The 24,969-nt window shown below is 49.8% G+C and carries 15 protein-coding genes, 1 tRNA gene and 1 pseudogene; 11 read left to right on the top strand and 6 right to left on the bottom strand.

The window, feature by feature from the left end; genetic code table 11:
* Nucleotides 1-305 precede the first annotated feature (305 nt).
* The 5 genes and pseudogenes from AB7D94_RS07855 to AB7D94_RS07835 all read left to right on the top strand — a co-directional run bounded on the left by AB7D94_RS07855 (nucleotide 306) and on the right by AB7D94_RS07835 (nucleotide 6,802).
* Nucleotides 306-647: an STAS domain-containing protein gene (locus tag AB7D94_RS07855; protein WP_420265223.1), complete on the top strand. Its 342-nt coding sequence runs from the start codon at nucleotides 306-308 to the stop codon at nucleotides 645-647.
* Between the two features lie 19 nt (nucleotides 648-666).
* Nucleotides 667-2,853 (top strand): chemotaxis protein CheA, encoded by a 2,187-nt coding sequence (locus AB7D94_RS07850; RefSeq protein WP_420265222.1) that lies wholly within the window; start codon nucleotides 667-669, stop codon nucleotides 2,851-2,853.
* 73 nt (nucleotides 2,854-2,926) lie between these two features.
* Nucleotides 2,927-3,697 (top strand): annotated as a pseudogene (locus AB7D94_RS07845) (MCP four helix bundle domain-containing protein); the annotation flags it as partial.
* Nucleotides 3,698-3,760: 63 nt separating this feature from the next.
* A complete protein-coding gene (locus tag AB7D94_RS07840; RefSeq protein WP_474373865.1) occupies nucleotides 3,761-6,226 on the top strand; it encodes a methyl-accepting chemotaxis protein in 2,466 nt (821 codons plus the stop codon).
* Nucleotides 6,227-6,286: 60 nt separating this feature from the next.
* A complete protein-coding gene (locus AB7D94_RS07835) occupies nucleotides 6,287-6,802 on the top strand; it encodes a chemotaxis protein CheW (protein WP_420265221.1) in 516 nt (171 codons plus the stop codon).
* 55 nt (nucleotides 6,803-6,857) lie between these two features.
* On the opposite strand, the gene AB7D94_RS07830 is transcribed toward AB7D94_RS07835, so the two are convergent.
* The 4 genes from AB7D94_RS07830 to AB7D94_RS07815 all read right to left on the bottom strand — a co-directional run bounded on the left by AB7D94_RS07830 (nucleotide 6,858) and on the right by AB7D94_RS07815 (nucleotide 9,260).
* Nucleotides 6,858-7,652, bottom strand: coding sequence for an HD domain-containing protein (locus AB7D94_RS07830; RefSeq protein WP_420265220.1), 795 nt, complete (start codon nucleotides 7,650-7,652; stop codon nucleotides 6,858-6,860).
* An 83-nt stretch (nucleotides 7,653-7,735) separates the two neighbouring features.
* The gene (locus tag AB7D94_RS07825) at nucleotides 7,736-8,323 is read right to left on the bottom strand and encodes a hypothetical protein (RefSeq protein WP_420265219.1); all 588 of its coding nucleotides are present in this window, start codon (nucleotides 8,321-8,323) and stop codon (nucleotides 7,736-7,738) included.
* A gap of 42 nt (nucleotides 8,324-8,365) precedes the next feature.
* Nucleotides 8,366-8,878: a cob(I)yrinic acid a,c-diamide adenosyltransferase gene (gene cobO, locus AB7D94_RS07820; protein WP_420265217.1), complete on the bottom strand. Its 513-nt coding sequence runs from the start codon at nucleotides 8,876-8,878 to the stop codon at nucleotides 8,366-8,368.
* A gap of 7 nt (nucleotides 8,879-8,885) precedes the next feature.
* The gene (locus AB7D94_RS07815; RefSeq protein WP_420265216.1) at nucleotides 8,886-9,260 is read right to left on the bottom strand and encodes a hypothetical protein; all 375 of its coding nucleotides are present in this window, start codon (nucleotides 9,258-9,260) and stop codon (nucleotides 8,886-8,888) included.
* Between the two features lie 159 nt (nucleotides 9,261-9,419).
* On the opposite strand from AB7D94_RS07815, the gene tusB reads away from it, so the two are divergent.
* From tusB to AB7D94_RS07795, 4 genes are read left to right on the top strand one after another with little or no spacing between them, the layout of a single operon-like run.
* Complete coding sequence (tusB, locus tag AB7D94_RS07810) at nucleotides 9,420-9,719, top strand: sulfurtransferase complex subunit TusB (RefSeq protein WP_420265215.1); 300 nt, start codon at nucleotides 9,420-9,422, stop codon at nucleotides 9,717-9,719.
* Between the two features lie 12 nt (nucleotides 9,720-9,731).
* Entirely contained in the window at nucleotides 9,732-10,091 is a 360-nt protein-coding gene (locus AB7D94_RS07805) for a DsrE family protein (protein ID WP_420265214.1), read from the top strand.
* Nucleotides 10,091-10,501 (top strand): DsrE family protein, encoded by a 411-nt coding sequence (locus AB7D94_RS07800; protein WP_420265213.1) that lies wholly within the window; start codon nucleotides 10,091-10,093, stop codon nucleotides 10,499-10,501. Before AB7D94_RS07805 ends, AB7D94_RS07800 begins: the two co-directional genes overlap by 1 nt.
* A gap of 40 nt (nucleotides 10,502-10,541) precedes the next feature.
* Nucleotides 10,542-10,793 carry a sulfurtransferase TusA family protein gene (locus tag AB7D94_RS07795; protein WP_420265212.1) on the top strand — a complete coding sequence of 84 codons (252 nt, stop codon included), beginning with the start codon at nucleotides 10,542-10,544 and terminating at the stop codon, nucleotides 10,791-10,793.
* Between the two features lie 354 nt (nucleotides 10,794-11,147).
* Here AB7D94_RS07795 and nifJ read toward each other — a convergent pair whose 3' ends face one another.
* Entirely contained in the window at nucleotides 11,148-14,729 is a 3,582-nt protein-coding gene (gene nifJ, locus AB7D94_RS07790) for a pyruvate:ferredoxin (flavodoxin) oxidoreductase (protein WP_420265211.1), read from the bottom strand.
* Between the two features lie 182 nt (nucleotides 14,730-14,911).
* On the opposite strand from nifJ, the gene tadA reads away from it, so the two are divergent.
* A complete protein-coding gene (tadA, locus tag AB7D94_RS07785; RefSeq protein WP_420265210.1) occupies nucleotides 14,912-15,400 on the top strand; it encodes a tRNA adenosine(34) deaminase TadA in 489 nt (162 codons plus the stop codon).
* Nucleotides 15,378-15,467 (top strand) — tRNA-Ser (locus tag AB7D94_RS07780). The genes tadA and AB7D94_RS07780 overlap by 23 nt, the downstream gene beginning before the upstream one ends.
* A gap of 304 nt (nucleotides 15,468-15,771) precedes the next feature.
* Here the strand turns inward: AB7D94_RS07780 and AB7D94_RS07775 are convergent.
* Nucleotides 15,772-24,762 carry a choice-of-anchor D domain-containing protein gene (locus AB7D94_RS07775; RefSeq protein ID WP_420265224.1) on the bottom strand — a complete coding sequence of 2,997 codons (8,991 nt, stop codon included), beginning with the start codon at nucleotides 24,760-24,762 and terminating at the stop codon, nucleotides 15,772-15,774.
* Between the last annotated feature and the right edge of the window lie 207 nt (nucleotides 24,763-24,969).

The raw sequence follows: 24,969 nt of genomic DNA, 5'->3' as shown, positions 1-24,969 counted from the left end.
CCGGGGGGGGGGCTGCTTTACTATTGTGACACAGTCTGCAAGCCGGAATGACGGACTAAGGTAAATTCATTGCGATTTAGCGGTTGGCAATGTCATCTTACTAGTGTACGCCTTAGTAGCTACAGGTGCAAACTCCTATATCGGAGCTTGGGTCTTGTAATTTTATTGACAAAACTCCTTTAATGGTGAACACAATTCCTCTGGACAACGCCCCTTTGATTGTAAGACAATGGACTAGGTAAATTACGTATATATGGTAGGTAATTTGCGTATGTAGGTTTGTGCATGTATAGGAGGTGATATAAGTGCTTGAGCCTTCCTTCAACAAAGAGCAAAACAGGGGTGTCTTGTCATTAAAAGGGGATATCACGATAGAGGACGCGGCTTCGCTGAAAGAGCTGTTGCTGCTCCATACAGGAGATGTGGATGATTTATTGATAAACGTGTCTGATGTTACTGAGGTTCACCTTTCATGGTTTCAGCTCATTTGTTCGGCCCACAGATACTCCGCTAAAATGAAGAAAAAATTATCATTATGCGGCGAAATACCAGAAAATATCAGGACGATGGCGGTAAAAGCTGGATTTAAGCGTCATAAGGGCTGTGTTTTTGATACTTGTGAGTCCTGTATCTGGCTGTGGAACTAACTTCGAAGGAGGATTGTCAATGGGCGAGGAACAGTTCAAGGGAGTATTCGTAGAGGAGGCTCTTGAGCACCTTACGTTGCTTGAGAATGCACTTATGGAACTTGAAGAGACGCCTGACAATATGGAGTTGGTAGATAGTGCGTTTCGTTCTATGCACACACTAAAAGGCTCTGGCGCCATGTTCGGCTTTGACGTGTTGTCCCACTTTACCCACGATATAGAGACAGTTTACGATTTGGTTCGAAGCGGCAGCATGAAAATCACTCAGGAATTGATAGACCTTACGTTCTGCGCCAAAGACGAAATCTTATGTATGTTAAGAAATGACTATGACACAATTCCTGAAGTTCAAAAAAAGAAAGATGAACTCACAAAAGAGTTCAAGGATTTGATTGAGCGATATAGGGATGGTGGCAATGGTGCCACAGCTAAAGGCACTTTAAAAAAGCCGGATGGAAAATCCATACCGGATGAAATAATTGTAAAAGATATTGAAGCCCCACGATACACCTACCGGATAAGATACAGGCCGTGCACGAGTTGTTTTTTACGTGGAACCAACCCTCTGCTGAATATTGAGGAGCTGGCAGGTTTCGGCAGGGCTTCGATAGTTGCCCACATGGACGATATCAAGTTTTTAGATGAGTACGACCCTGACGCCTGTTATGCCTACTGGGATATCATAGTTACAACCGAAAAGGAAATTGATGCGATAAAAGATGTGTTCGCGTTTGAAGACGAATCCTCTGAGGTAAAAATCGAAGTAATAGACGTAAGCGGTGAGTTGGACGGCGGTGACCAGTACAAAAAACTTGGTGAAATACTATTAGAAAAAGGCGATTTGACACAGGATGATCTTGATTCGGTCTTGGGCCTGCACAAGAAACTGGGTGAACTGCTTGTCGAAAAAGGCGTTGTCAACGCGGATATAATTGAGGCAGCGCTCGCAGAGCAGGTACATATCAGAGAAGAGAAAAAATCACAACAGACATCCGTAGAGGAGACCGCCACGATTCGGGTGCCCGCCGACAGGCTGGACACACTCGTAAATCTGGTTGGAGAACTCGTAACCGTTCAGGCCCACCTCACCCAGATGGCCGTAAAACGAATTGATTACGAATTGTTAAATGTTGCCGAGGAAGTGGAACGTCTGACATGCGAGCTCAGGGACAACACGATGAATATCAGGATGTTGCCAATCGGCACAACTTTTGATAAATTCAAACGGTTAGTGCGGGATTTATCGAAGGAACTAAAAAAGGAGATCATTTTAGCAACCGAGGGCGCTCAAACGGAACTGGATAAGACCGTAATCGAAAAGCTTAATGACCCCCTTGTTCATATAATAAGAAACAGCATAGACCACGGTGTGGAAACCCCCGAGCAACGTAAGAAAGTCGGCAAACCGCCCAAAGGGACTATAACATTGTCGGCAATACACTCAGGCTCTCACGTGCTGATAAGGGTGAAGGACGACGGCAAGGGGCTTGATGTTGAGGCTATAAAAAACAAGGCGATAGAGAGAGGTTTAATTTCAGCCAATGCGGAGCTTTCGGACAGCGAAATATTCTCGTTTATATTTGCCCCCGGGTTTTCAACCGCAAAAGAGGTGACAAGCGTCTCAGGCAGAGGTGTCGGCATGGACGTGGTCAAACGGGGTATAGAATCACTGAGAGGCTCTATCGGTATAGAAAGCGCAAGGGGGGTCGGCACTACAATAACCGTAAAGCTCCCCCTTACGCTTGCCATAATTGACGGGCTGTTGGTAAGGGCAGGTGCAGGCTCTTACGTGCTTCCACTAACGTCTGTTCTTGAGTGTATCGCGATAAGTAAAGACGAAATTGACCAAAACCACGGCAGGGAGCTCACTATGGTGCGCGGGCAGATAATCCCTTATATTTCCCTGAGGGAGCATTTCTTCATAAACAGCACAGAACCTGTTAATCAGCAGATAATAATCTGCGAGGTCAATGCCCGCAGGGTGGGGGTGTTAGTTGATCAGGTGATTGGCGAACATCAGACGGTAATAAAGAATCTTGGAGGTATCTATAAAAATGTCGAGACACTCTCAGGGGCAACGATCTTAGGGGACGGCTCTGTTGCCCTGATTTTGGACGTAAACAGGCTGGTAAATCTGGTTGAGGGCGTTGAGAGGGACGCGGTAAAAAGACTTGGCATGGCGTCGGAGATGTCAGTATGCGAGTGATTTCGTTAGGGCGTAACGATAACTTCTTTGAGGTTATCGTAAACTACTATCAAGCAAGAAAGAGGAGGCTGTCATGAAATGGTTCTATGACATGAAGATAAGGTCGAAACTTCTGACATGTTTTGTTTTGGTGGCTGTGGTTGCAGGTGTTATAGGATATATAGGTATTACCTCCATTCACAAGCTCAGCGCTCAAAACAAAAGTATGCACGACGATATGCTTATGTCGATTGTCCATATGGATGATATCACCGAACATTTCCAGAGGGCTCGTTCTGACGTGAGAGATGCTTTACTAAGCGACAAGCCGGAGGATATCCAGAAATCTGCCGATAAAATCAAGGCGAGAAGAGAAGACATAGAGAAATCAGCTAAGCTATATGAAGCGACATTCCTTGACGACACAGACAAGGCTAATTTCAAGGAGTTCACAGATCTTATGGCGGCATATTGGCCAATGATGGATAAGATAGTTGAGCTTGCCTCAGCAGGTAAACACTCTGAGGCTTTGTCGTTTATGACCGACACAGCTAAGAAGAAAGGCCTCGAAGTATCAGATGCAATAGATAAGGCCATTAAATACAATGTAAAAGCAGCTGAAAATGCTGTCGAAAAAAACGCCAAAGACGCAAAGGCTACAACAAGTCTGATTGTTGCGTTGACAGCGATAGGCGTAGCTATGGCGATATTTTTAGGCGTTTTTATCGCAACGATAATCACCAAACCGCTTAAGAATATACTGACTGTCTCCGAGAGATTGGCCGAGGGAGATGTTGAGATCGACATCGAGGCAAATTCAAAGGATGAGGTAGGGCAGTTGACCAACGCAGTCAAAGTGGTTATAGGAAATATCAAAGAAACTGCCCTTGCGGCATCCAGGATAGCCCAAGGAGATCTTACGGCAGATATAAAGCAAAAGTCGGAAAAAGACATTATGGCCAAAAGCATCAACGCGGTTATAAAGAACCTGAACGCGCTCGTTGCTGACGCCAACATGCTTGTCAACGCGGCGGTAGAAGGCAGGCTGGCAACACGCGCAGACGCCACGAAACACGAAGGCGATTATCGCAAGATAGTAGAAGGCGTAAACAAGACCCTGGACGCGGTAATCGGGCCGTTAAACGTAGCGGCGGATTACGTGGACAAGATAAGCAAGGGGCAAATCCCGCCAGCAATAACCGACCCATACAACGGCGACTTTAACATTCTTAAGGGCAACCTAAACGCGGTTATAAAGAACCTGAACGCGCTCGTTGCTGACGCCAACATGCTTGTCAACGCGGCGGTAGAAGGCAGGCTGGCAACACGCGCAGACGCCACGAAGCACGAAGGCGACTACCGAAAGATAGTTGAAGGCGTAAACAAGACCCTGGACGCGGTTATCGGGCCATTGAATGTAGCGGCTGATTACGTGGACAAAATCAGCAAAGGGGCAATCCCGCCGACAATAACAGACCCATACAACGGTGACTTCAATGTAATCAAAGGCAACCTAAACGCGGTTATTAAGAACCTGAATGCGTTGGTTGCTGACGCCAACATGCTTGTCAATGCGGCGGTAGAGGGTAAGCTGGCAACACGCGCAGACGCCACGAAGCACGAAGGCGACTACCGAAAGATAGTTGAAGGCGTAAATAAGACCCTGGACGCGGTTATCGGACCGTTAAATGTAGCGGCTGATTACGTGGACAAAATCAGCAAGGGGGCAATCCCGCCGACGATAACAGACCCATACAACGGTGACTTCAATGTAATCAAGGGCAACCTCAACGCGGTTATTAAGAACCTGAACGCGCTCGTTGCTGACGCCAACATGCTGGTCAATGCGGCGGTAGAGGGCAAGCTGGCAACACGCGCAGACGCCACGAAGCACGAAGGCGATTATCGCAAGATAGTTGAAGGCGTTAATAAGACGCTGGACGCGGTTATCGGACCGTTAAACGTAGCGGCAGATTACGTGGACAAAATCAGCAAGGGGGCAATCCCGCCGCCGATAACGGATACATACAACGGCGACTTTAACGTAATCAAAGGCAACCTCAACGCGGTTATTAAGAACCTGAACGCGCTCGTTGCTGACGCCAACATGCTGGTCAATGCGGCGGTAGAAGGCAAGCTGGCAACACGCGCAGACGCCACGAAGCACGAAGGGGATTATCGCAAGATAGTTGAAGGCGTAAACAAGACCCTGGACGCGGTAATTGGGCCATTGAATGTAGCGGCTGATTACGTGGACAAAATCAGCAAGGGGATAATCCCGCCCACGATTACGGATGCATACAATGGCGATTTCAACGTAATCAAAGGCAACCTGAATCTGATGATAGAGGCAGAGAGAAACATCACTGAGATAGCCCAACAGATAGCCGTAGGCAATTTGATTTTAAAGGCAAAGGAGCGTTCAACTGAGGACGAGTTGATGCGCGCGCTGGCGACGATGATAGCAAAATTAACCGATATTGTTAGCAATGTGACAGCGGCTGCGGGTAATGTGGCTTCTGGCAGCACGGAATTAAGCTCAAGCTCTCAGCAGCTTTCACAGGGAGCAACCGAACAGGCCGCGGCGGCCGAAGAGTCGTCCTCTTCGATGGAACAGATGACGGCTAACATAAAACAGAACTCCGATAACGCCATGCAGACGGAGAAAATAGCGCAGAATGCGGCGGAAAAAGCGCGTGAAAGCGGCAAGTCGGTAACGGAAACAGTGGCTGCTATGAAGGAAATAGCCGGTAAGATTTCTATTATCGAGGAGATTGCCAGGCAGACCAATCTGCTTGCCCTTAACGCCGCAATTGAGGCCGCACGCGCCGGTGAACATGGCAAGGGGTTTGCGGTAGTGGCCTCGGAGGTAAGAAAACTCGCCGAACGCAGCCAGATGGCCGCCGGAGAGATAACCAGTCTCGCCACTACAAGCGTTGAGGTAGCGGAAAAAGCAGGGCAGATGCTTACAACCATGCTTCCTGAAATTCAAAAGACGGCCCAGCTCGTTCAGGAAATAAACGCGTCAAGCAGGGAACAGAGCGTAGGAGCGGATCAGATAAACAAGGCGTTGCAGCAGCTTGACCAGGTGATTCAACAAAACGCGTCGGCCTCCGAGGAGATGGCCGCGACCTCCGAGGAACTTTCGACTCAGGCGGAGCAGTTGCAGGATACCATTTCGTTTTTCAAAATCGAGGACGATGGCAGAGCCAGGCAGGTCCGTTCCCTGACTCACGACGATCAAAAAAAGACCAAAAAGGTTCAGATAGCCCATCACGCTGGCACCGCTGCAGTTGCCAAAGGCAGGGAAAGCTTACCAAACGGTAAAAAAGGCGGAGGTAAGATTATAGCCTTAGCTGACCCCGATGAGGACGAGAACTTCGCCAAATACTAAGGGCATAAAACCATGCAGCCCCCCGCGCGGGGGCTGTTATAAAAATGCGACGGAGGGTCAATGGCAACTTTAGCGGAAGTAGAGACAACCCAATATCTTTCGTTTAAGCTTGATACGGAGGTCTTCGCGATAGAGATATCCAAAGTACGGGAGGTTCTTGAGTTTGTAACTCTGACAAAAGTGCCGCAAACACCCCCATACATGAGGGGCGTTATAAATATACGGGGCAGCGTTGTTCCCGTTGTGGATTTAAAAAACAAGTTTGGTATGGATGCAACAGAAAAGACGATAAACACGTGTATTATTATCGTGGAAGTAAACATGCACGGGGAGAATACGGTAATCGGGGCCTTGACTGATTCGGTCTCTGAGGTGTTTGAGATGGAGTCTAAGAACATAGAACCTGTCCCTCAAATAGGAAGCCAAATGAATGTAGAGTTTATAAAGGGAATGGGAAAACGAAACAACGAGTTTGTGATAATTCTGGATATAGACAAGGTGTTTTCCAGCTCGGAAGCGGCAGCGTTGTCAGGTATCGCGAAGTCTGAAGATGAGTTTTTTGGGATGCAAAACTGAACACAGTGTACCAGCATATTCCCCTAATGATGGACGGGATGTGAAAGGGAGAGATTCACACACTCCCGTCTGTCATCATCTTGCTGACGTACGCCGCCAGTTGCGCCGTTACCTCGTTAATCTCACCATTTCGCGGCAAATATTCAGAGATTCTCGCTATATAGCCCCGGGCGTCTATCAAACTGAAGCTCTTTTTATAGTTTATATCGAATATCCAGGTCAAAAGGAGTATTTTATAGTCGTTTACACTCATTACGTCCTTTAAGTTACCCATTCTCTTGTCGTAAATACATTTAATCAGCCCATCAGACCAACCATCCGTATCAGGAAAACCAAGCGTGGCGGCGGAGGCCCTTTGCTCTGGCGGCAAGGAGAATAGCCCTATGAAGACATCCCATATGTCGAGCTTATCGGCGTCGCGTATCATTTTCAGAAAATTAACCGTCTCAGCGGTCTGATTGGTCGGGATTTTATAGGCGTTGTGGTATTTGACCGACTGGATTATCAGTTGTTGTTCCTCAACGGGCAATCTCGTCAGGACTTTCTCCCTTGACAGCGTCTCAGCGCCGAGCAGCCCATGATTTACGGAGATGGCGTCTCTGAATGTCTTGTATTTGGCATATTGAGGAAACCGCCCCGTGTCGTGAAAGAGGGCAATCGTCTCGGCAAGCAGAATATCGTTAGGGTTGTTAAAGTGCGCACGTGCGATTTCCACCATGTTGGCGCATACGTCTTTTGTATGCCTTTCCTTTAACGCAATGTTTCTTTGGTCGTCAATGTTCTCATAGTGATAGCTCATGCAGAAATCTGAAAACCAGTTTCTAAAATATATTAAGTCCTCTTCTGTCATTTATAACTCCTTTATTGCCGGTGTTTGATAGATGGGGGAGATTGACCGGAATCAACCGGCAACGCCCCTAATTATATTGCGCTTCAGCTTCCCGCTCCCTTGACAACCTCGTCCGGTTTTGGTATAGTAGAAGTAGAAGCTACCTCGCCCGTGCGCCAAGCACCCTCCACCTGAGCCTCTCTTGGAGCGGTGTATATAAGTGGGGCTGACTGCTCAGGGTTGGCTGAGGGAGTACGCACCCCTCCGGGACGTAGCTTTCTGCCTCCTCTTGACGGATAACCAGAATCAGTGGGAAATGCGGTTGTTACTCCATAAAAAGGCTCTCCTTTCTTTTTCCTTAATTCAACTACAGCTATTTTTGAGCCGCCATTTCTCTTGACTAACATTATGCGGCCATCAGGTTGTTCCCATATTTCGTTATAATGCTTTGAAACATCCTCAATAAAGGATACTACGCTCTTATAACCTTCTTCTTTTATTTTCTGCCCATGTTTTATCTCAATTTTAGCTTGACCATATAGCTTATTCCCCACTTGCAATTTAATAGGTATTGTTCCTTTGCCTTCAATGACTTCTCCAAAGTTTAGCGTCCCATCGCTGGCTTTAACAAAAGCTATTTCCTTTAGCCGTGCCAGCGGATTAATCCCCGCTGCCCCTGACTGCTTTGACATATCGGGGGTTTGTGTCAATATATATCCCGATATATCTCATTCTCAGTATTCTATGCCTTTTCTGGCCTTTATCCCTTTGTGGTAGTAGTGCTTTATCTCCCTTAGCTCAGTGACGAGGTCGGCGGCGGCTATAATATCGTCGGGCGCCCCCCTGCCGGTTAAAATCAATTCGACGCATTCAGGCCGGTCTTTGATAAGTTGCACAATTTCCTCTGACAGAAGCAGGCCAAGGCTTACGGCGACATTTATCTCATCAAGGACAACGATATCATACGAACTGGAAAGCATCGCCCCCTTCGCTTCAAGCAAACCCGCCTGTGCCGCCATTATGTCGTCTTGTGATGGTGTCCCGCGAATAAATCCCCTGCCAAAACGCCTCAGGCAAAAATGACTTCCAAAGGCCGCAAGTGCGGCAAACTCGGACGATTCCCTCGTCTTGATAAACTGCGCAAAGAACACCCGCAAACCGGCACCTACCGCCCTTACCGAAAGCCCCACGGCCGCGGTCGTCTTGCCCTTGCCATCTCCGGTATATACCTGTACGCAACCCCGCAACAACATGTCAGTAGTCAAGGGCCGGAAGGGCCGTAAATAATATAAAGGCGAAGAAAATCAACCCAACTGCGGCAGCCGCCCTTATCCTCCCACTCCTTTGGCCAGTGTCAATAAATGGGACCATAACTAAGGTAACGATAAAAATAACGGGAAGCACTACCGCCCCTATAACGGCAAAATTGCCGGGGAAATATTTCAGTATCTCAAAAAACCAAAGGAAAAACCACTCCGGCCTCGGCCTGAAGGCCGCAGAGAAACTTATCCGCCGCCCCATCTCCCTGGGAAACGCCATAGCAAGGGTAACCGTTGCCATGGCAATGGCGATGACGACAAGCAGTATCTCAACTAAATAGTCGGGATAAAACTTTTTTTCCTTTTCCATGTTATGCACCAGATGTCTTTATTATGCACCGGACATCTTTCCTAAGGTAAATATTATACCCTACTCTTGACAATTTTATCTCATAATTGTTATAAATCAGTGTTCGTCAGAAAGCAGTGGAGTCAGGAGAATAAATAAAATCAACTGAGAGGTGTATTTATGGCAAAGATAGGGGTTTTTTTAAGCCAGCACAGCAACTCAAACGATACCCTTGACAGGCTTAGCGAGGGTTCGTTTGACGTGGTACTGGTACAAAACGGGGTTTACTGTGCGGCAATCAAAGAAAACGGGCAGAGTTCACCGGTTCTTGGCAGGGGAATGAAGGTATATGCGATGTCGGAGGACCTTGTGTCGCGGGGCATTGAGCCTTCACAAGTTGCCTCAAACGTGACGGTGGTGAATTTTGACGGGCTTGTTGATCTTATTTTCAACGAATTTACAAAAACAATCTGGCTATAGGAGGATTATGAAATGGGCAAATTAACCATCGGTTGCTTCTCTTCGCTTGTCGGGTCAATGACGCTGGACTTCGCGGTGAAACTGGCTGAGGCGGCGAGAAAAAAAGGCCATGATGTAGATATATGGCTTTCAGGAAACGGCACGATGCTGGCCAAGAAAGGGCAGCGTTCTTTCAAAGACTACTCGGCGCTGGAAAAGACTATCACTGAGCTGATTGTCGGCGGCTCAAATGTTATCGCGTGTGAGGCCTGTGCTGAGGCGCGTGGAATTCACAAGGAAGACCTGATAAGTGGACTTGGCATAAAGAGCGCGGACTGGTATCTTGCCAGTTGTTTCTCTGCCGACAGGGTTGTTCATATAGGAGGTGAGTAATGATAAAGAAAATAGCCTTTGTAGTGGATAAAATGCCGTATAAATCTGAGTCGTCGCGCCTGACCTTAACGCACGCCATAGCGAGTCAGACGGTGGAGATTCACCTTGATGACGGCGATAATGTCGAACCCGTACTGGCATTTGTCGGCGAGGGCGTCCTGAATTGTCTGAAAAACCAGAAGGCCTCGGAGGTCTATGGTGTGACGACACTGGAGTCTCACATCAAAAATGCCTTACTTACGGACATAAAGCTGCTTATCTGTGAAGAGGATGTAAAGAAGTACGGCCTGACAGAGGACCAGATAATCATGGACGCCGAGGACATAGGCGCGGATATTACAAGCGAGTTGGTACCGTTTTCAGAGATAATGAGCGTGATGGAAGCGGCAGACCATATCATATACTCTTAATAACGAAATAAACACCTAACGTCACGATAAGGAGAAACTAATGGTTGAACTAAGGTCTCAGGAACCAACGGAAGTTTTAGATGTACTGGGGAGGGTGTGCCCGTATCCTCTTGTGTTAACAAAGAAGAAACTTCAGAAGATGGACAGTGGCACGCTGTTGAAGGTACTGTGTGACGCACCCGCGTCAGCCGAGGATTCCATCCCTAAGTATGCGCAAAAAGAGGGTTTTGGCTTTGATTCAGTAAAGATGGAAGACAAGGGACACTGGGAGCTGTACATAAAAAAGAGCTGAACCAGCTTTAATATCGTACTTATAGTTAAGACAAAACGGGAATGCGATATGCCCTATGTGAGCGTGATTTGCTTTCACGGGGGTGTCTTGTGCCTTCCCGTTTTTTATTCTTTTTTAAAACTTCTTCACGACTTCTTTATGGGGAATAAACAGCGGTGATGTTGTAATCTTCAACCATGATAGCCCTGATAATACTAACGTGCGGCAGCCCAAATTCAATAAATAAAACATGTGCGAGAATACGGGTGAAGGGGGATTATCCCCCTTCGTCTTTAATCCTTTTACTTCTATAAATGCAAAGGGACACGGCCTCAACCGGCCCGTGTCCCTTTGTAATAGTTAATCGTATGTTAGTTACTGTTTTGCCGCTGGTACCCAGTTCGCCCAATGTTTCAGGACTTCCCATCTTCTTCTGGCGTCTTGTACGTTTTCCTTCATGAGCATAGCCGCCCTTTCCGGATTCGATGACTTCAGTGCCATGAAGCGTGTCTGCCCATAAGCATAATCGGCTATGTTGAAGCTCGGCTCTTTGCAGTCTATCTGCATCGGGCTTTTGCCTTCTGCCTCAAGGGCCGGGTTGTACCTGTATATCGGCCAATATCCGCAGGCAACCGCTTCTTTCATCATGTCAACCGCTTTGGTCAGGTTGACGCCGTGGGCTATACACGGTGAATACGCGATTATCAACGATGGGCCGTTGTGTGCCTCGGCCTCCAGCATCGCCTTTATGATTTGTGAGGGGTTGGCGCCAAAACACGCCTGCGCAACATAGACGTTGCCGTAGGTGGCCATTATCAGGCCTATCTGCTTCTTGGCGTTTGACTTGCCGGCTGCCGCAAACTGCGCGGTTGCGCCCCTTTGGGTTGCCTTTGACATCTGTCCGCCCGTATTTGAATACACCTCGGTGTCCATGATCATTATATTGATGTTCTCACCGGAGGCCAGCACCTGGTCAACGCCGCCGTATCCTATGTCATAACCCCAACCGTCGCCACCGAGTGCCCACACGCTCTTCTTCACGAGATAATTCGCGCATGACCTGAGCATCTTCGCTCCGTCTGAGTTATCCTTCGCGATGAGTTTCAACAACTCATCCACACGCGTGCGCTGCTTCTCTATGCCCTCCTGAGAGGACTGGTCGGCATCTTTAAGCTCGTCGAAAAGCCCCTTCGCTCCTGAGTAAGAGGGGGCAAGGGTGTCGAGCAGTTCTCTTGCCTGTTTTGTGAAATAATCCACCGTCTGTCTCATACCCAATGCGAATTCGGCATTGTCCTCAAACAGGGAATTCGCCCACGCCGGACCTCTGCCGTCCGCCCTCTTTGCGTATGGCGTTGTGGGTAGATTGCCACCGTAAATAGATGAGCAGCCGGTTGCGTTTCCAATGTAGAGGCGGTCGCCAAAGAGCTGTGTGAGGAGTTTAATATATGGGGTCTCACCGCAGCCCGCACAGCAGCCGGAGAACTCAAACAACGGCCTTACGAGCTGTGTTCCCTTTACCGTCGTAAGTTTGACCTTAGACTGGTCGCACTCGGGGAGTGACATGAAGAACTTGAAGTTCTCAGCCTCCTCGGCACGTACGCCACCAAGCGGGGCCATGTTGATTGCCCTGGTCTCTGTTCTCTTGCCCTCGGCGTCCTTTTTACGTCCCGGACATGCCTCAACGCATGAGCCGCACCCTACGCAATCCTCAGGGGCAACCTGGACGGAGAACTTCATTCCCTCGAACTCCTTTCCTGTTGCCTTAACCGATTTAAACTTCGCCGGTGCATTGGCTAAGTCAGAATCGCCATAGACCTTAACCCTTATGGCCGCGTGAGGACATACGAAAGAACATGTGGCGCACTGGATACAGGCGTCCGGTTCCCATATCGGGACATTTACGGCAATTGCCCTCTTTTCGTACTGCGTCGTTGCCGTGGGCCATACGCCGTCGTTGGGCATAGCGGACACTGGAAGTGAGTCTCCAAAGCCTCTGATTATCGTGGCTGTCACGTTCTTTACGAATTCAGGGGCGTCGTCTGAGACGGCCTTGCGCATCGTCACGCTGCTGGTGGCCTTTGCAGGGATGGGGACTTCGACGATATTTTTCAGCGCCACATCAACCGCCGCATAGTTCATGTTGACGACCTTGTCGCCCTTCTTCTGGTACGTCTTCTTTATTTCGGCCTTGATTGCGTTAATCGCCTCGTCTTTGGGGATGACATTAGAGATAACGAAAAAGGCGGTCTGCATTATCATGTTTATTCTGGAGCCAAGACCCAGTTCTTCTGCCAGGGCGATTGCGTCTATTATATAGAACTTCATCTTCTTGGCAATCAGATTGTCCTGAACTTCCCTCGGCAGCTTATCCCACACGGTGTCCTTGGTGTCGGAGGTGGTTAGCAGGAATACGGCGCCCTCTTCGGCATTTGCGAGCATGTCATACTTCTCAAGGAACGAGGTGTTGTGACAAGCTATGAACTGCGCCTGAGAGATGAGATAGGGATTAGATATCTGCTCTTTTCCAAAACGCACGTGGCTCGTGGTAATCGAACCTGATTTCTTTGAGTCGTAAACGAAATATCCCTGCGCGTAGTTATCGGTCTCACCGCCGATGATTTTTATCGTATTTTTGTTAGCTCCAACCGTGCCGTCAGCCCCGAGGCCGTAGAACATAGCGCGAAACACATCCTTGCCTTCTATGTTGAGCTTCTTGTCATAATCGAGACTCAGATGAGTTATGTCGTCATTAATACCGATGGTGAAGTGGTTTTTCGGCTTGCTCTCAGACAGATTGTCATACACGGCCTTCGCCATGCCGGGGGTAAAGTCTTTCGAGCCGAGGCCGTAACGCCCGCCGACTATCTTAGGCCAAGCCTTTAAATTGCCTATGCCAAGCTCAAGCGCCTCGCCAACAGATGTCCTGATGTCAAGGTACAGGGGTTCGCCCGTTGCGCCGGGTTCTTTTGTGCGGTCTAGCACGGCTATGGCCTTGACGGTGGAGGGGAGTGCCGACATCAGGGCGGCAGTATCGAATGGCCTGTAGAGCCTGACCTGGATGAGGCCGAGCTTTTCACCCTTTGCGTTAAGATAGTTTATTGTGCTTAACATCACGTCGCCTGCCGAGCCAAGGATGACGGCTACGCGCTCTGCGTCCGGGGCGCCGTAGTAATCGAAGAGTTTATACTGGCGGTTGACCAGGCCGGCGAACTTGTCCATCGCCTTTTGCACTATGCCGGGGGTTGCGTTGTAATATTGATTTACGGTCTCACGGCCCTGGAAATAAACGTCTGGATTTTGCGCCGTACCACGCATAGTAGGCTTGTCCGAGGACAGTCCCCGAGCGCGATGGGCAAAAACGTGGTCGTTGTTTATCATAGCCTTCATGTCGTCGAAGGTCAGCTCTTCAATTTTGGCCTCTTCGTGAGAGGTTCTGAAACCGTCGAAAAAATGCATAAACGGTATGCGTGACTCAAGCGTTGCGGCCTGCGCGATTAAGGCGAAGTCCATTGCCTCCTGAACGTTTTTTGAACAGAGCATCGCAAACCCTGTGGATCTTGCGCCCATGACGTCGCTGTGGTCGCCGAATATCGAAAGACCCTGCGCGGCCAGAGAGCGTGCTGTGATGCTGAACACGGTGGGGGTTAGCTCACCTGCAATCTTGTACATATTTGGAACGACCAGTAAAAGTCCCTGCGATGCCGTAACGGTTGTGGCAAGCGCGCCAGCCGCTAACGAGCCGTGAACTGCGCCGGCAACTCCGGCCTCTGACTGCATCATTCCAACCTTTGGAACATTACCCCAGATGTTGACCTTGCCAGCGGCGCTCTTGGCGTCGCAATGCTCGGCAATCGGACTGGACGGCGTTATCGGATAGATCGTTATGATCTCGCTTGTTGCGTGAACGACATGCGCACACGCCCCGCAACCATCCATTATTACCATTTTTCTGCTCATGATTCCCTCCATCTGCCCATGATTTCCTCCGTTAAGTTTGAAAAAATTGTTTGATTTGACATGATAGCCGTCAAATTACCCGTATAGCACTTTGCCCGTCTCTTATCAAAGTACAAGTATAAATGAACATAATAAATAATTTCAAGTGATTTAATTTATAATTTCGTGTATAATCCAGAGGGATGGATGAGAAATCGAAGGATCGGGACGAATATTACATGGGGCTGGCGCTGATAGAGGCGCGGCGGGCTTTTTCTGAGGGTGAGATTCCCGTTGGCGCGGTGGTCATAGACGGCGCGGGCGGGATAATCGCCGCGGCGAGAAACGAAAAGGAGCGGCTGCATGACCCTACGGCACATGCCGAGTTGACGGCGATAAGAATGGCGGCTGCACGCAGCGCTGAGGGATGGCGGCTTTCTGGCATGACCCTTTACGTGACGAAAGAACCGTGCGTGATGTGTGCGGGGGGGATTGTAAATGCGCGGATTAGCCGTGTAGTATATGGATGTGCCGATGTTAAGGGTGGAGCGGCGGGCAGCCTGTTTACGCTGTTGACGGATGAGCGGCTGAACCATCGCGCAGAGGTAACAACGGGTGTGCGTGAGGAGGATTGTGCCGGGCTGTTAAGGGAGTTTTTTGCAGAGCTAAGGAGAGGTTGCCGAGCGGTTTAAGGCGGCGGTCTCGAAAACCGTTGTGGGGGTGACTCCACCGGGGGTTCGAATCCCCCCCTCTCCGCCATTATAACATGCGGGTTTACGAGGGTTTATCGGTATCAAAAATATCTTCATTTCACCTGCCTTAATTTGCCGATTGTGCCTAAATTGTGGTCATTCTGTAAACGAATGGTCTCTTCTTTGTCCCTCAACATATCCGACATTTTCTCAGTCGCTCTGACAAGGCCATCCTCGTTATAAATCTATCATAAACTTCCATGTCCCTGATGGTCTAAAGTGGACCCCAATGTCAATACCACTTTTAACCGGAACTGTCTTGATACACAAGAGCCGCCCCCCAACATGGGCTGGCGGCTCCTGTGCAATTATTAGCGCGGTCCTGCTATGTGCCAGTTGGTATTGGACACAGTTTGAATCAACTTGACGCCCTTTATTGTTATACCGTTCATAAACCATACAACGTCGTAACCGTAGAGATCGTTTCTCCAGAGGATGTCCGGTTTGCCGTCGCCATCGAAATCGGCTGTACTCACTATCTCCCAGTTCGTGTCAGCAACCGTAAGCGCTGGCAATAAGCCAACAGAGGCTACTGTTGTTCCGTTCATATACCAGTAGGCGATGGCACCGGTCTGCTGGTTCCTCCAAAGGATGGTCGTTGAGTTGTCGCCTTTGAAGTCTCCCGTTCCTGCTATAACCCAGTTTGTGTCTGTGACCGGGGTGATAGCCGTCTCAGTTTGGGGGGTGGTACCACTCATTTGCCATACAACATTCGCACCGGTTGAGGTATTTCTCCACAGTATATCTGTATTGCCTTTACCGCTGAAATTCCCTGTAGCCGCAATCATCCAGTTAGCATCTGACACGGAGGCCAGCAGCTCTTCTGATTTGATAGCTGCTCCTGTCATATGCCACACGACATTATAACCGGCTGTTTGGTGTCTCCATAGAATGTCGGTTTCAACGCCGCTTCCAAAATTCCCTACCCCCGCTAATTTCCAATTAACATCTGAAACAGTTGGTAAACTTGACATCTGCGGCGCGTCAGAAGTGGCATTGTCCCATACTGCATTTTCACCCGTAGAGTAATTTCTCCACAGTATGGCTGCCCTGCCGTCTCCAAAGAAGTCACCTTTTACAGTCGGGGTAGGTGTTGGATTTGGCCCGGGTGTTGGCGTAGGAGTGGGCGTTGGTGTGGGTGTCGGTGTGGGTGTCGGCGTTGGAGAAGGTGAAGGCGACGGTGTGGGCGTCGGTGATGAGGAGGCACCTGTACCGCTTAACGCTATATTCTGAACAGTTGCGTTTGAACTAATCTGCATAGTGGTTGACTTCGCTCCACTGGATGTAGGTGCAAAAGTAACATTTATAGTACAGCTATCTCCAGGTCCAAATGTAGGAGAAAGGCTTGAACACGTGCCTGCTGAGACTGCAAACATCCCTGGGTCACCGCCGGTATTCGATATTGAAGTGATAGCCAGGTAAGGCCCTTTCGGGTTAGATATCCTAACCGCAGCAGCAGGGGATACACCCCCTACCTGTACCGTACCAAAATCCGTTGTTGTCGGGCTTACGGCTATGGACGCCACACTACCGCCTCCTCCACCGCTGTTATCTCCACCATCACCGCTATTGCCACCGCCTCCTCCACCATTATTAGTGGAGATATTGGCGAAGGTCACAGGGTCATCAATGCTGTTGTTACTGAGCAGGTCGTTATCGCCTACTCCTCCATCCACCAAAGTAAGTGTTATCATCGGCTTAGTAACGCCGTTAACCGTTACTGTGCCTATGGTACCGCATCCGGTGGTTGTGGATAAGACAGTGCCGCTACCGTAACCCAGTGGGCTGGTAGCGTAGTAATTGCTCGTGAGAGTTGCCCCACACGTGAAGTCAAACCAAGTGCCTGCACCATCTTTTTTCAGTGCCTTATTTACCGATGTCCCTGTCGGCAGATACAGCACTACTGTATTTGTCGCCGCCGCGCTATTAAGCGTAAACGACATCAGACCTACGGGGAGATTGTTATTACCTGAAACAGATATACCAGAAGCAACGAGGTCGTCTGTTGTTGGAGCGGCGACACTCTTGACATTTGAGAACGTCTGACTACTCCCGGCCGGTGCCGCTAACGTTACATAGGAGCTTGAACCGTTGGCATTTGTCGTTGTCAACGCCGACACATACGGCTTTTGGCTGTCAGGCGTACTGTCGCCCGTGGCGCTGTAATTTGCGGTTTGTCCGTCAGGGCCTAGTTTGCTCGTTACCGGCTGGCCATCGCTGCCTGCCGATACAAACGTGGCCGTACAAGATTTATCGCCCGTACTGCCGTTCGTAAACATAAACTGCATATTGGTTCCCGTGCAATCCCCGTCCCATCCAGAGAAAGCCGCGCCAGTTCCGGGTACCGCCGTCAATGTAACAGATTGACTTTCTGTTAATCCAGTCAAAGAGCAAGTCCCGGTGCCAACACCACAGTTGATGCTACCCACCTGCGGCACCAATGTACTTGTTACAGTGCTACCGCCAGCCGTAGATGTGTCTCCAACCGAGATGCTAACACTATAGTTTTGATATACCGCTTGCTGTTTCTGAGTTGTTACGATAGTGCCATTTGAGCCTACCGCTATAAATGTCCCATAGTCTTTAGCGTAGGTTACCCCATTAAGACCTTTACTTCCTGAGCCTGCGCAAGTTCCAGATGAGACAGCGGCGGGATCTGTCCAGTTCGCCGCGTCAATGGAAGTGGCCATGACACCGTTACAGCCGGAGTCAGTGCCTACCGCCACGAACGTGTTATTAGCGAATGTAACGTCATTGAAAGTCGTTGATGTTACACCGCCTGGAGGGTTAGACGGGGCAACCCAGCTTGCCACACCGTCAGATGTCGTTCCTATCCATCCCCCCCCTCCAACTGCCACAAATGTGCCTGTATTGGTGCCAGCGCCAATAGGGATACTCCCATATGTCACACCTTTTATTGTACTGGAATAACCTGGGAAGTTCGTTGTCAGGTCAGACCCTATGTACCATACAGGGGTGGGATTGGCAACAGAGGCATTGTCGGGTGAGACAAGGGTTCTTCCGGCAATCTGGTCGCCTACTATGACGTAATAGCCGTTTGTGTACGCCGCCCTGCGCAGGTAAGTGCTTGTCAGGGGCGTCCCGTTTGTCTGCTTATTTGCCATCACCTTCCATGTCAGGCCGTCCGCAGAGGACAGTATCGTCCCCGCGTATCCGGTGGCTATGAATTTCTTGCCGACATATGACACGCCATAGAGGGCAGTGGTTAAGGTTGTTGAATTGCCGTTAAGTGTTGCATTAGCGGTTTCGTTAGTCCATGTTGACCCGCTATCTGTTGAGGTGAGGATTACAGGCGAGCCTGTGCCATTGCCCCCTACGGCTACAAACGTGCCATTGCCATAGGCCACGCCCTTCAGGTACGCAGTGCTGGACTTTATGCTCCATGTTGTCCCCCCGTCTGATGAAATCATTACACCGCTTTCACCAACTGCAACCACTACGCTGTTACCATAGGTGACACCGTTTAAGTCTGTACTGACGCTGGTTGTGATTGGCGGCGTCCATGTGCTTAGCGCCGACTTAAACGCGGCTGTCATCGTGCAGTTTGTTGTGACATTAGGTATTGTGTAGGTAGCTCCGCTTAATGACCCACCCTTGCCACCGCTATTGCAGGTGTCTGTCGTGTTCGCCGTATCTATCACATAGTCGGAATCCGCCGGATAGAGCGTAAAGGTCGCCGTTGTGCCCGATACAACCTGAGATGTCGGCGATACCGAGCCGTTGCCGTTTGGCACAGTGGCGGTTACCACCACACTACTGCTTCCCGACAATGTAATGTTATCAGAGATGTGATGAGTGTCATCGGCTATTACCATAGTTGTTGATTTAGTGGCGCTTGAGGCCGTAAACGTAACATTGAATTGGCAGGAACTGCCAACCGATAGCCCGGATAAGCACGAGGCGGTTGACGATGTGGCGAATGAACCCGTGTCCCCGCCGTTCATCGCTATATAAGAGATAGACAGAGGCAGAGTTCCGGTGTTGGTTACCGTAAATGCCGTAGTTTGTGTTTGGCCGCTTGTGAGGCCGCCAACTGCCCATACTGTTGGAGTGACGGCCATCGAGGCAATATTGCTAAGCGATGTCGTCCCCGTCCCGCTTAAGGTTATGTTGTCTGTGGCCGGATTGGCGTTAGCGCTGGTTACGGTCAATGTCGCGGAGGTTTGGCCGACAACTGTCGGAGCATACGTAACATCAAATTGGCAACTGCCTCCAGCGGCTAAGACCGCGTCTGAACAGCTTGTGCTGTTAGCCCCACTGCTGTCAGCGGTTGTGAACTGCCCCGAGCCGCCCCTTATCGTTATAGGATTAGCGCCCAAGGTAATAGAACTGCCTCCGACGTTGTTTACCTCAAGGGTCACTATCTTTTTGGAGAGTTTCGCAACGCCGCCAAACGCCTCAGACGATATATTGGTAGTGGCATTCGTTACGTCGTCAACATGTATGACGCCTGGACCGCCGCCCTGCGTGAAGCCCGCGCCAGCCAGAGGTATCCATTTGACGGGGAATGTGACATCGTCTGAGTTTATCTTCAGAATCGCGTCAATAGAACCAGTTGCCAGCGGCGTAAAGTTTAATGTAACCGTACACGAAGCGCCGGCTGCCAGCGCTTTTGAAATCGCACCTGCTGCCGTGCCGCAGGTGCCGCCTCCGGTGATGTGAAATTGTGTTGCGTCAGGCGACAAGGTTAAGGAACTCAGGTTAAGAATTGCCTTTCCCGTGTTCGTTATGGTTACCGTTTGGGTGGCAGAGGTGTTGCTGACCGCCGTAGAAGGAAACATCACTGTTGTCAGGTCTGGGCTTATGGAAGACATCGCAAGAATTGTCCCGTTATCGCCTACCGCTAAAAACGCCGTCTGCGCCGCCGAGTACGCTACGCCATTGAGGTTTTTCGTTACGCCGCTGGTCAATGGTAACACTGACGCCGAACCCGACACTGTGTCATCAGAGTAAATTAATTGGCCTCCCGGCCCAACCCCTATATACGTGGCATCGCCGTATGCAAGGTCTGACACCCTATACGTAGGCGCACCGCTATTATTGGTGGCTGAACCTGACCACGACGTCCCGTTTTTCGATATTACGTAAGATGTTTCAACCGTTGACTGCCCTAATGCAACGATGGCGTTGGCCCCGGACGACACCGCCGTCAGGTTGTCTGAGTATGAGCTGCCGGTAATCGCATTTTTCGTCCAGCTTGCGCCGCTGCCTGAAGACAGAACCGTGTCATTGTCTCCAACCGCAAAATATTGGCCGCTGCCGCTTATGGTTGAATATGTTGACTTATAGAGCGTGCCTGTTATATTTGAGGCTCTCGCTGTCCATGTTGTGCCGTCGGGGGATGTCAGGATTGTCCCGCCATAACCGGTTGCCACAAACAGGGAGTTGTTGTATGACACGCCGAGCAGGGCCTTTGTCGTAACCGACTGTGATACTGTTGTCCAGGTTTCCCCGTAATCTGACGAACTGAGTATTACAGGGGAGCCAAGCGTTGAGCGGCTGCCTCCTACCGCTACAACCGTCCCACCGCTGCCAAAGGCTACGCCACTGAGGGATGTTGTAGTGTTGGATATCTTTGTACTCCATGTCGAACCCTCGTCTGAGGATGCGACTATCGTGCCGTTCTGGCCTACGGCAACTATATGTTGAGTGCCGTCGGAGGCTATGGCGTTTAACCTGTTGGCCGTGCCGGAGGGCAGGGACACCCAGCTATTAAGAGAAGCCGAATGAAACACTGCGACCACCGTGCAATTTGACGTTATCGTCCCCGTAGTGTAGGTTGTTGCTGAAGTCGTCGGGCTGTTGAATGTCGGAGTGGAACCGGTGTAAGAACCGAGAGGGCATGTGCCAAGAAGTTCACCGCTGAATACGTAATGGGCATTAGGCGTAATGGTAAAGCTCAGTCCGGCACCGGTGGTGGTTGTACCAGCATTAGCTGCTATTGAACCATGTCCACCGATAACCGATGGGGTTACTGTGTATAGTGCCGATATAGTAAAAGGGATAGCTGTGCTCAGTGCCGACGCATTGTTATTAGAATCGCCGCTATAAGTCGCCGTTATGGAGTGGGAACTACCCACCGTCAATGTAGGGAAACATTGGGCTGTTGAACCACTTGTTGTGCCGGATAACGTAACAGTTGTGCAGTTCGATATTGGAGTTAAACCATCTGCAAATGCGACAGTACCTGTCAGCGGACCAGTACCTGTTACCGTAGCCGTAAAGGTTATTGATGTGCCATATACCTGCGGAGAAGCCTTGTTCGCACCAAGTGCTATCGTGGGTGTGGCCTTGTTTACAGTCTGCGTCCCCGTGTTTGACGATGTGTTATAGTTTGTGTCACCGCCGTAAGACGCTGTTATTGTATAAGGGCTGCCTGACTTAGGAAGGTCTAAGCCCGATGTCTGGCATGACGCGTTTCCGCCTGAGAGTGCAACCCCGCTGGCACATGTTCCCCCAAGAGTAACGGCACCACCGCTGCCTGAGGCGGTAAATGTAACCGTGCCGGTTGGTGTGGCGCCTGAACCCGATACCGTCGTATGGAAGGTTATCACTGTGCCATATGGCTGCGTACTGCCAGGCGTTGATGTGACGGCTGCCGTTGTGCTGGTGGCCTTGTTTACAGTCTGAGTCCCCGTGTTTGACGATGTGTTATAGTTTGTGTCACCGCCGTAAGACGCTGTTATTGTATAAGGGCTGCCTGACTTAGGAAGGTCTAAGCCCGATGTCTGGCATGACGCGTTTCCGCCTGAGAGTGCAACCCCGCTGGCACATGTTCCCCCAAGAGTAACGGCACCACCGCTGCCTGAGGCGGTAAATGTAACCGTGCCGGTTGGTGTGGCGCCTGAACCCGATACCGTCGTATGGAAGGTTATCACTGTGCCATATGGCTGCGTACTGCCAGGCGTTGCCGTGACGGCTGCCGTTGTGCTGTTTGCCTTGCTTACGGTCTGGCCCACAGTGCCCGATGACGATGTATTGCCTGCATCCCCGCTGTAAGCTGCCGTTACCGTGTGGCCGCCTAATGTTGTAATGGCAGATGTAGTACATGAGGCGCTTCCGGAGGCTAACGCAACCGCGCCGCAGCCTGTAATGGTGTCAACGCTATCGTTAAATGAAACGTAGCCTGTCGGTGTGCCGCTGCCTGATACGGTAGCCGTAAAGGTTAACGATGCCCCTGGCAAAGATGGATTTGCGCCTGAGGATAATGCAAGGTTAGTGGAAGAGGCACCCAAAACATCATGTCCCAGCCAAACGTCCCCGCCGCTAACGGCGGCAATCAGCTTCGTGCCGTCTGAGCTCGACGCTATGCCCTGCCAATTGTTTGTGCCGCTGTTTACGTTATTCGCTGCCCATGTGCCATTTTGATATGTCCATATATCTCCTCCATAGATAGCGGCTGCCAGCCTTGTGCCGTTTGAGTTTGATGTTACACCCGTCCAGCTTTGGTTGGTAACTCCTGAGGTGCCTGTGCTGATATCTGTCCATGTGGTGCCGTTATACTTCCATATATCCCCGTTAGTAATAGCCGCAAACAAAGTACTGCCGTCTGGACTCAATGCTATCCTTGCCCATGTTTGACTGGTAACTCCTGAGGTGCCTGTGCTGATATCTGTCCATGTGGTACCGTTAAATTTCCAAATATCCCCGCTATCCATAGAGGCAACCAGAGTGCTGCCGTCTGAACTCAATGCTATCCTTGCCCATGTTTGGCCGCTTCCATTATTTAAGGTTGGAGCTCCTGGTACTGTGGCTATGATATCTGTCCACGTGTTATTGCCAGTTGTGTACTTCCAAATATGTCCTGTACCACCACCAATCATCACAAATACAACGGCGCCGTCTGAACTCATTGCTAAATCCTTCCATGACCCGGAGGACGGCGAATTTGTGCCTGTGGCAATAATATCTGTCCATGTGGTGCCGTCATATGTCCAGATATCCCCTGAATAAGCATCAGCAACTATTTTACTGCCGTCTGAACTCATTGCCACAGTCTGCCAAGGTTGGACGAGCGGCTCAATTGTGCCTGCTAAGCTGATATCTGTCCATGTGGCGCCTGAATCTGAAGACATATAAATATCACCCTCAGATACGGCGGCTACTAGTGTACTACCGTCTGAACTTGACGCCACACTATTCCATTGTGGGTAGGTCTTTGCCCATGTGGTGGTATTAAATGTATAAGTCCATATATCCCCGCCATAAATAGCGGCAACTATATTGCCTGAATTGATTGCTACACCCGAATAGTTTTGGGTGCCAGGATGGGGTGTACCCGTGGTGGTCATAGCCACCCATGCCGTCCCGCTGTACTTCCAAACATCCCCTCCATAAACAGTGGCGGCTATAGCGCTACCGGTTGAATTAATTGCCACACCCCACCAGTTTTGGTTGGTAACTCCTGGGGTGCCTGTGCTAATATCTGTCCATGTGGTACCGTTGTATTTCCAGATATCCCCGTTAGTAATAGCGGCAACCAGAGTACTGCCGTTTGAACTCAATGCTATATTCACGAAGTTTTTGCCGGTAACTCCCGCGGTACCTGTGCTAATATCTGTCCACGCTGTCCCATTGTACTTCCAAATATCCCCGTTGGTAACCGCGGCATATACCGCGCTGCCGCTTGAGTCCGTTGCAACGCCCGACCATCCTTTGGTTTGAACTTCTGACCTGTTGCTGATATCTGTCCATGTGGCAGAGGTAACTACCGATGTGGTTACATCCTGCGTATATGTACACGTCCAGACATCCCCGCTATCAATAGCGGCAACTATAGTACCGCCATCATTGGCGCTTGAATTCAATGATATTTGTTTCCAGTCCTGATCACTGCCTGGCCCGGATGACCCCGCGGTGTTCATATTTGTCCACAGTCCGCCGTCAATTAAGTAACCCGTGGGAGCGTAGAACATCCAAACGTCGCCTTCATAAGAAGCGGCAACCAGTGTCTGGCCGTCTGCACTCGCTGCTATGCTCATCCACTGTTTAGAGCCTGGCGCATTATTTGGAATTCCACCTGTACGGCTGATATCTGACCATGTAACGCCTGAATCATCAGAAAACCAAATGTCCCCCGAGACAACCATGGCATATATTTTGCTGCCATCTGAACTCGCTGCCACGCTATTCCAGTTAAAGGAGACGCTATTCAGTGAATCCGACCAGCCCCAGCCTGTGGCGTAAGACGGTTTTGGTACGAACATGACAAAAAATCCAAGCAATGCTAACCAAAGAAAGAACGTGACCTTATTAAATAACAACCTCTGAACTTTACTCATCACTTTATCCCCCTTATTTCTGACTACAAATCTGAAGATCAATAATTTACAGGTAGACCCTATATTACAAACAGACCAAACACCCTCCCATAGAATTTACATGTATATATCCTGAACATTATTATGTGTATTTGTCAAGTAAATTTTTGTCCTGTGTCGTACCAAAGTAGAAATGTCCTATTCTTACCAAAATAGAAATGTCCTATT

The sequence above is a fragment of the Candidatus Magnetominusculus dajiuhuensis genome (assembly GCF_046044395.1).
Lineage (GTDB): Bacteria > Nitrospirota > Thermodesulfovibrionia > Thermodesulfovibrionales > Magnetobacteriaceae > Magnetominusculus > Magnetominusculus dajiuhuensis.
Note: the sequence above shows the minus strand (reverse complement) of the source record. Positions and strands in the feature narration are given on the sequence as shown.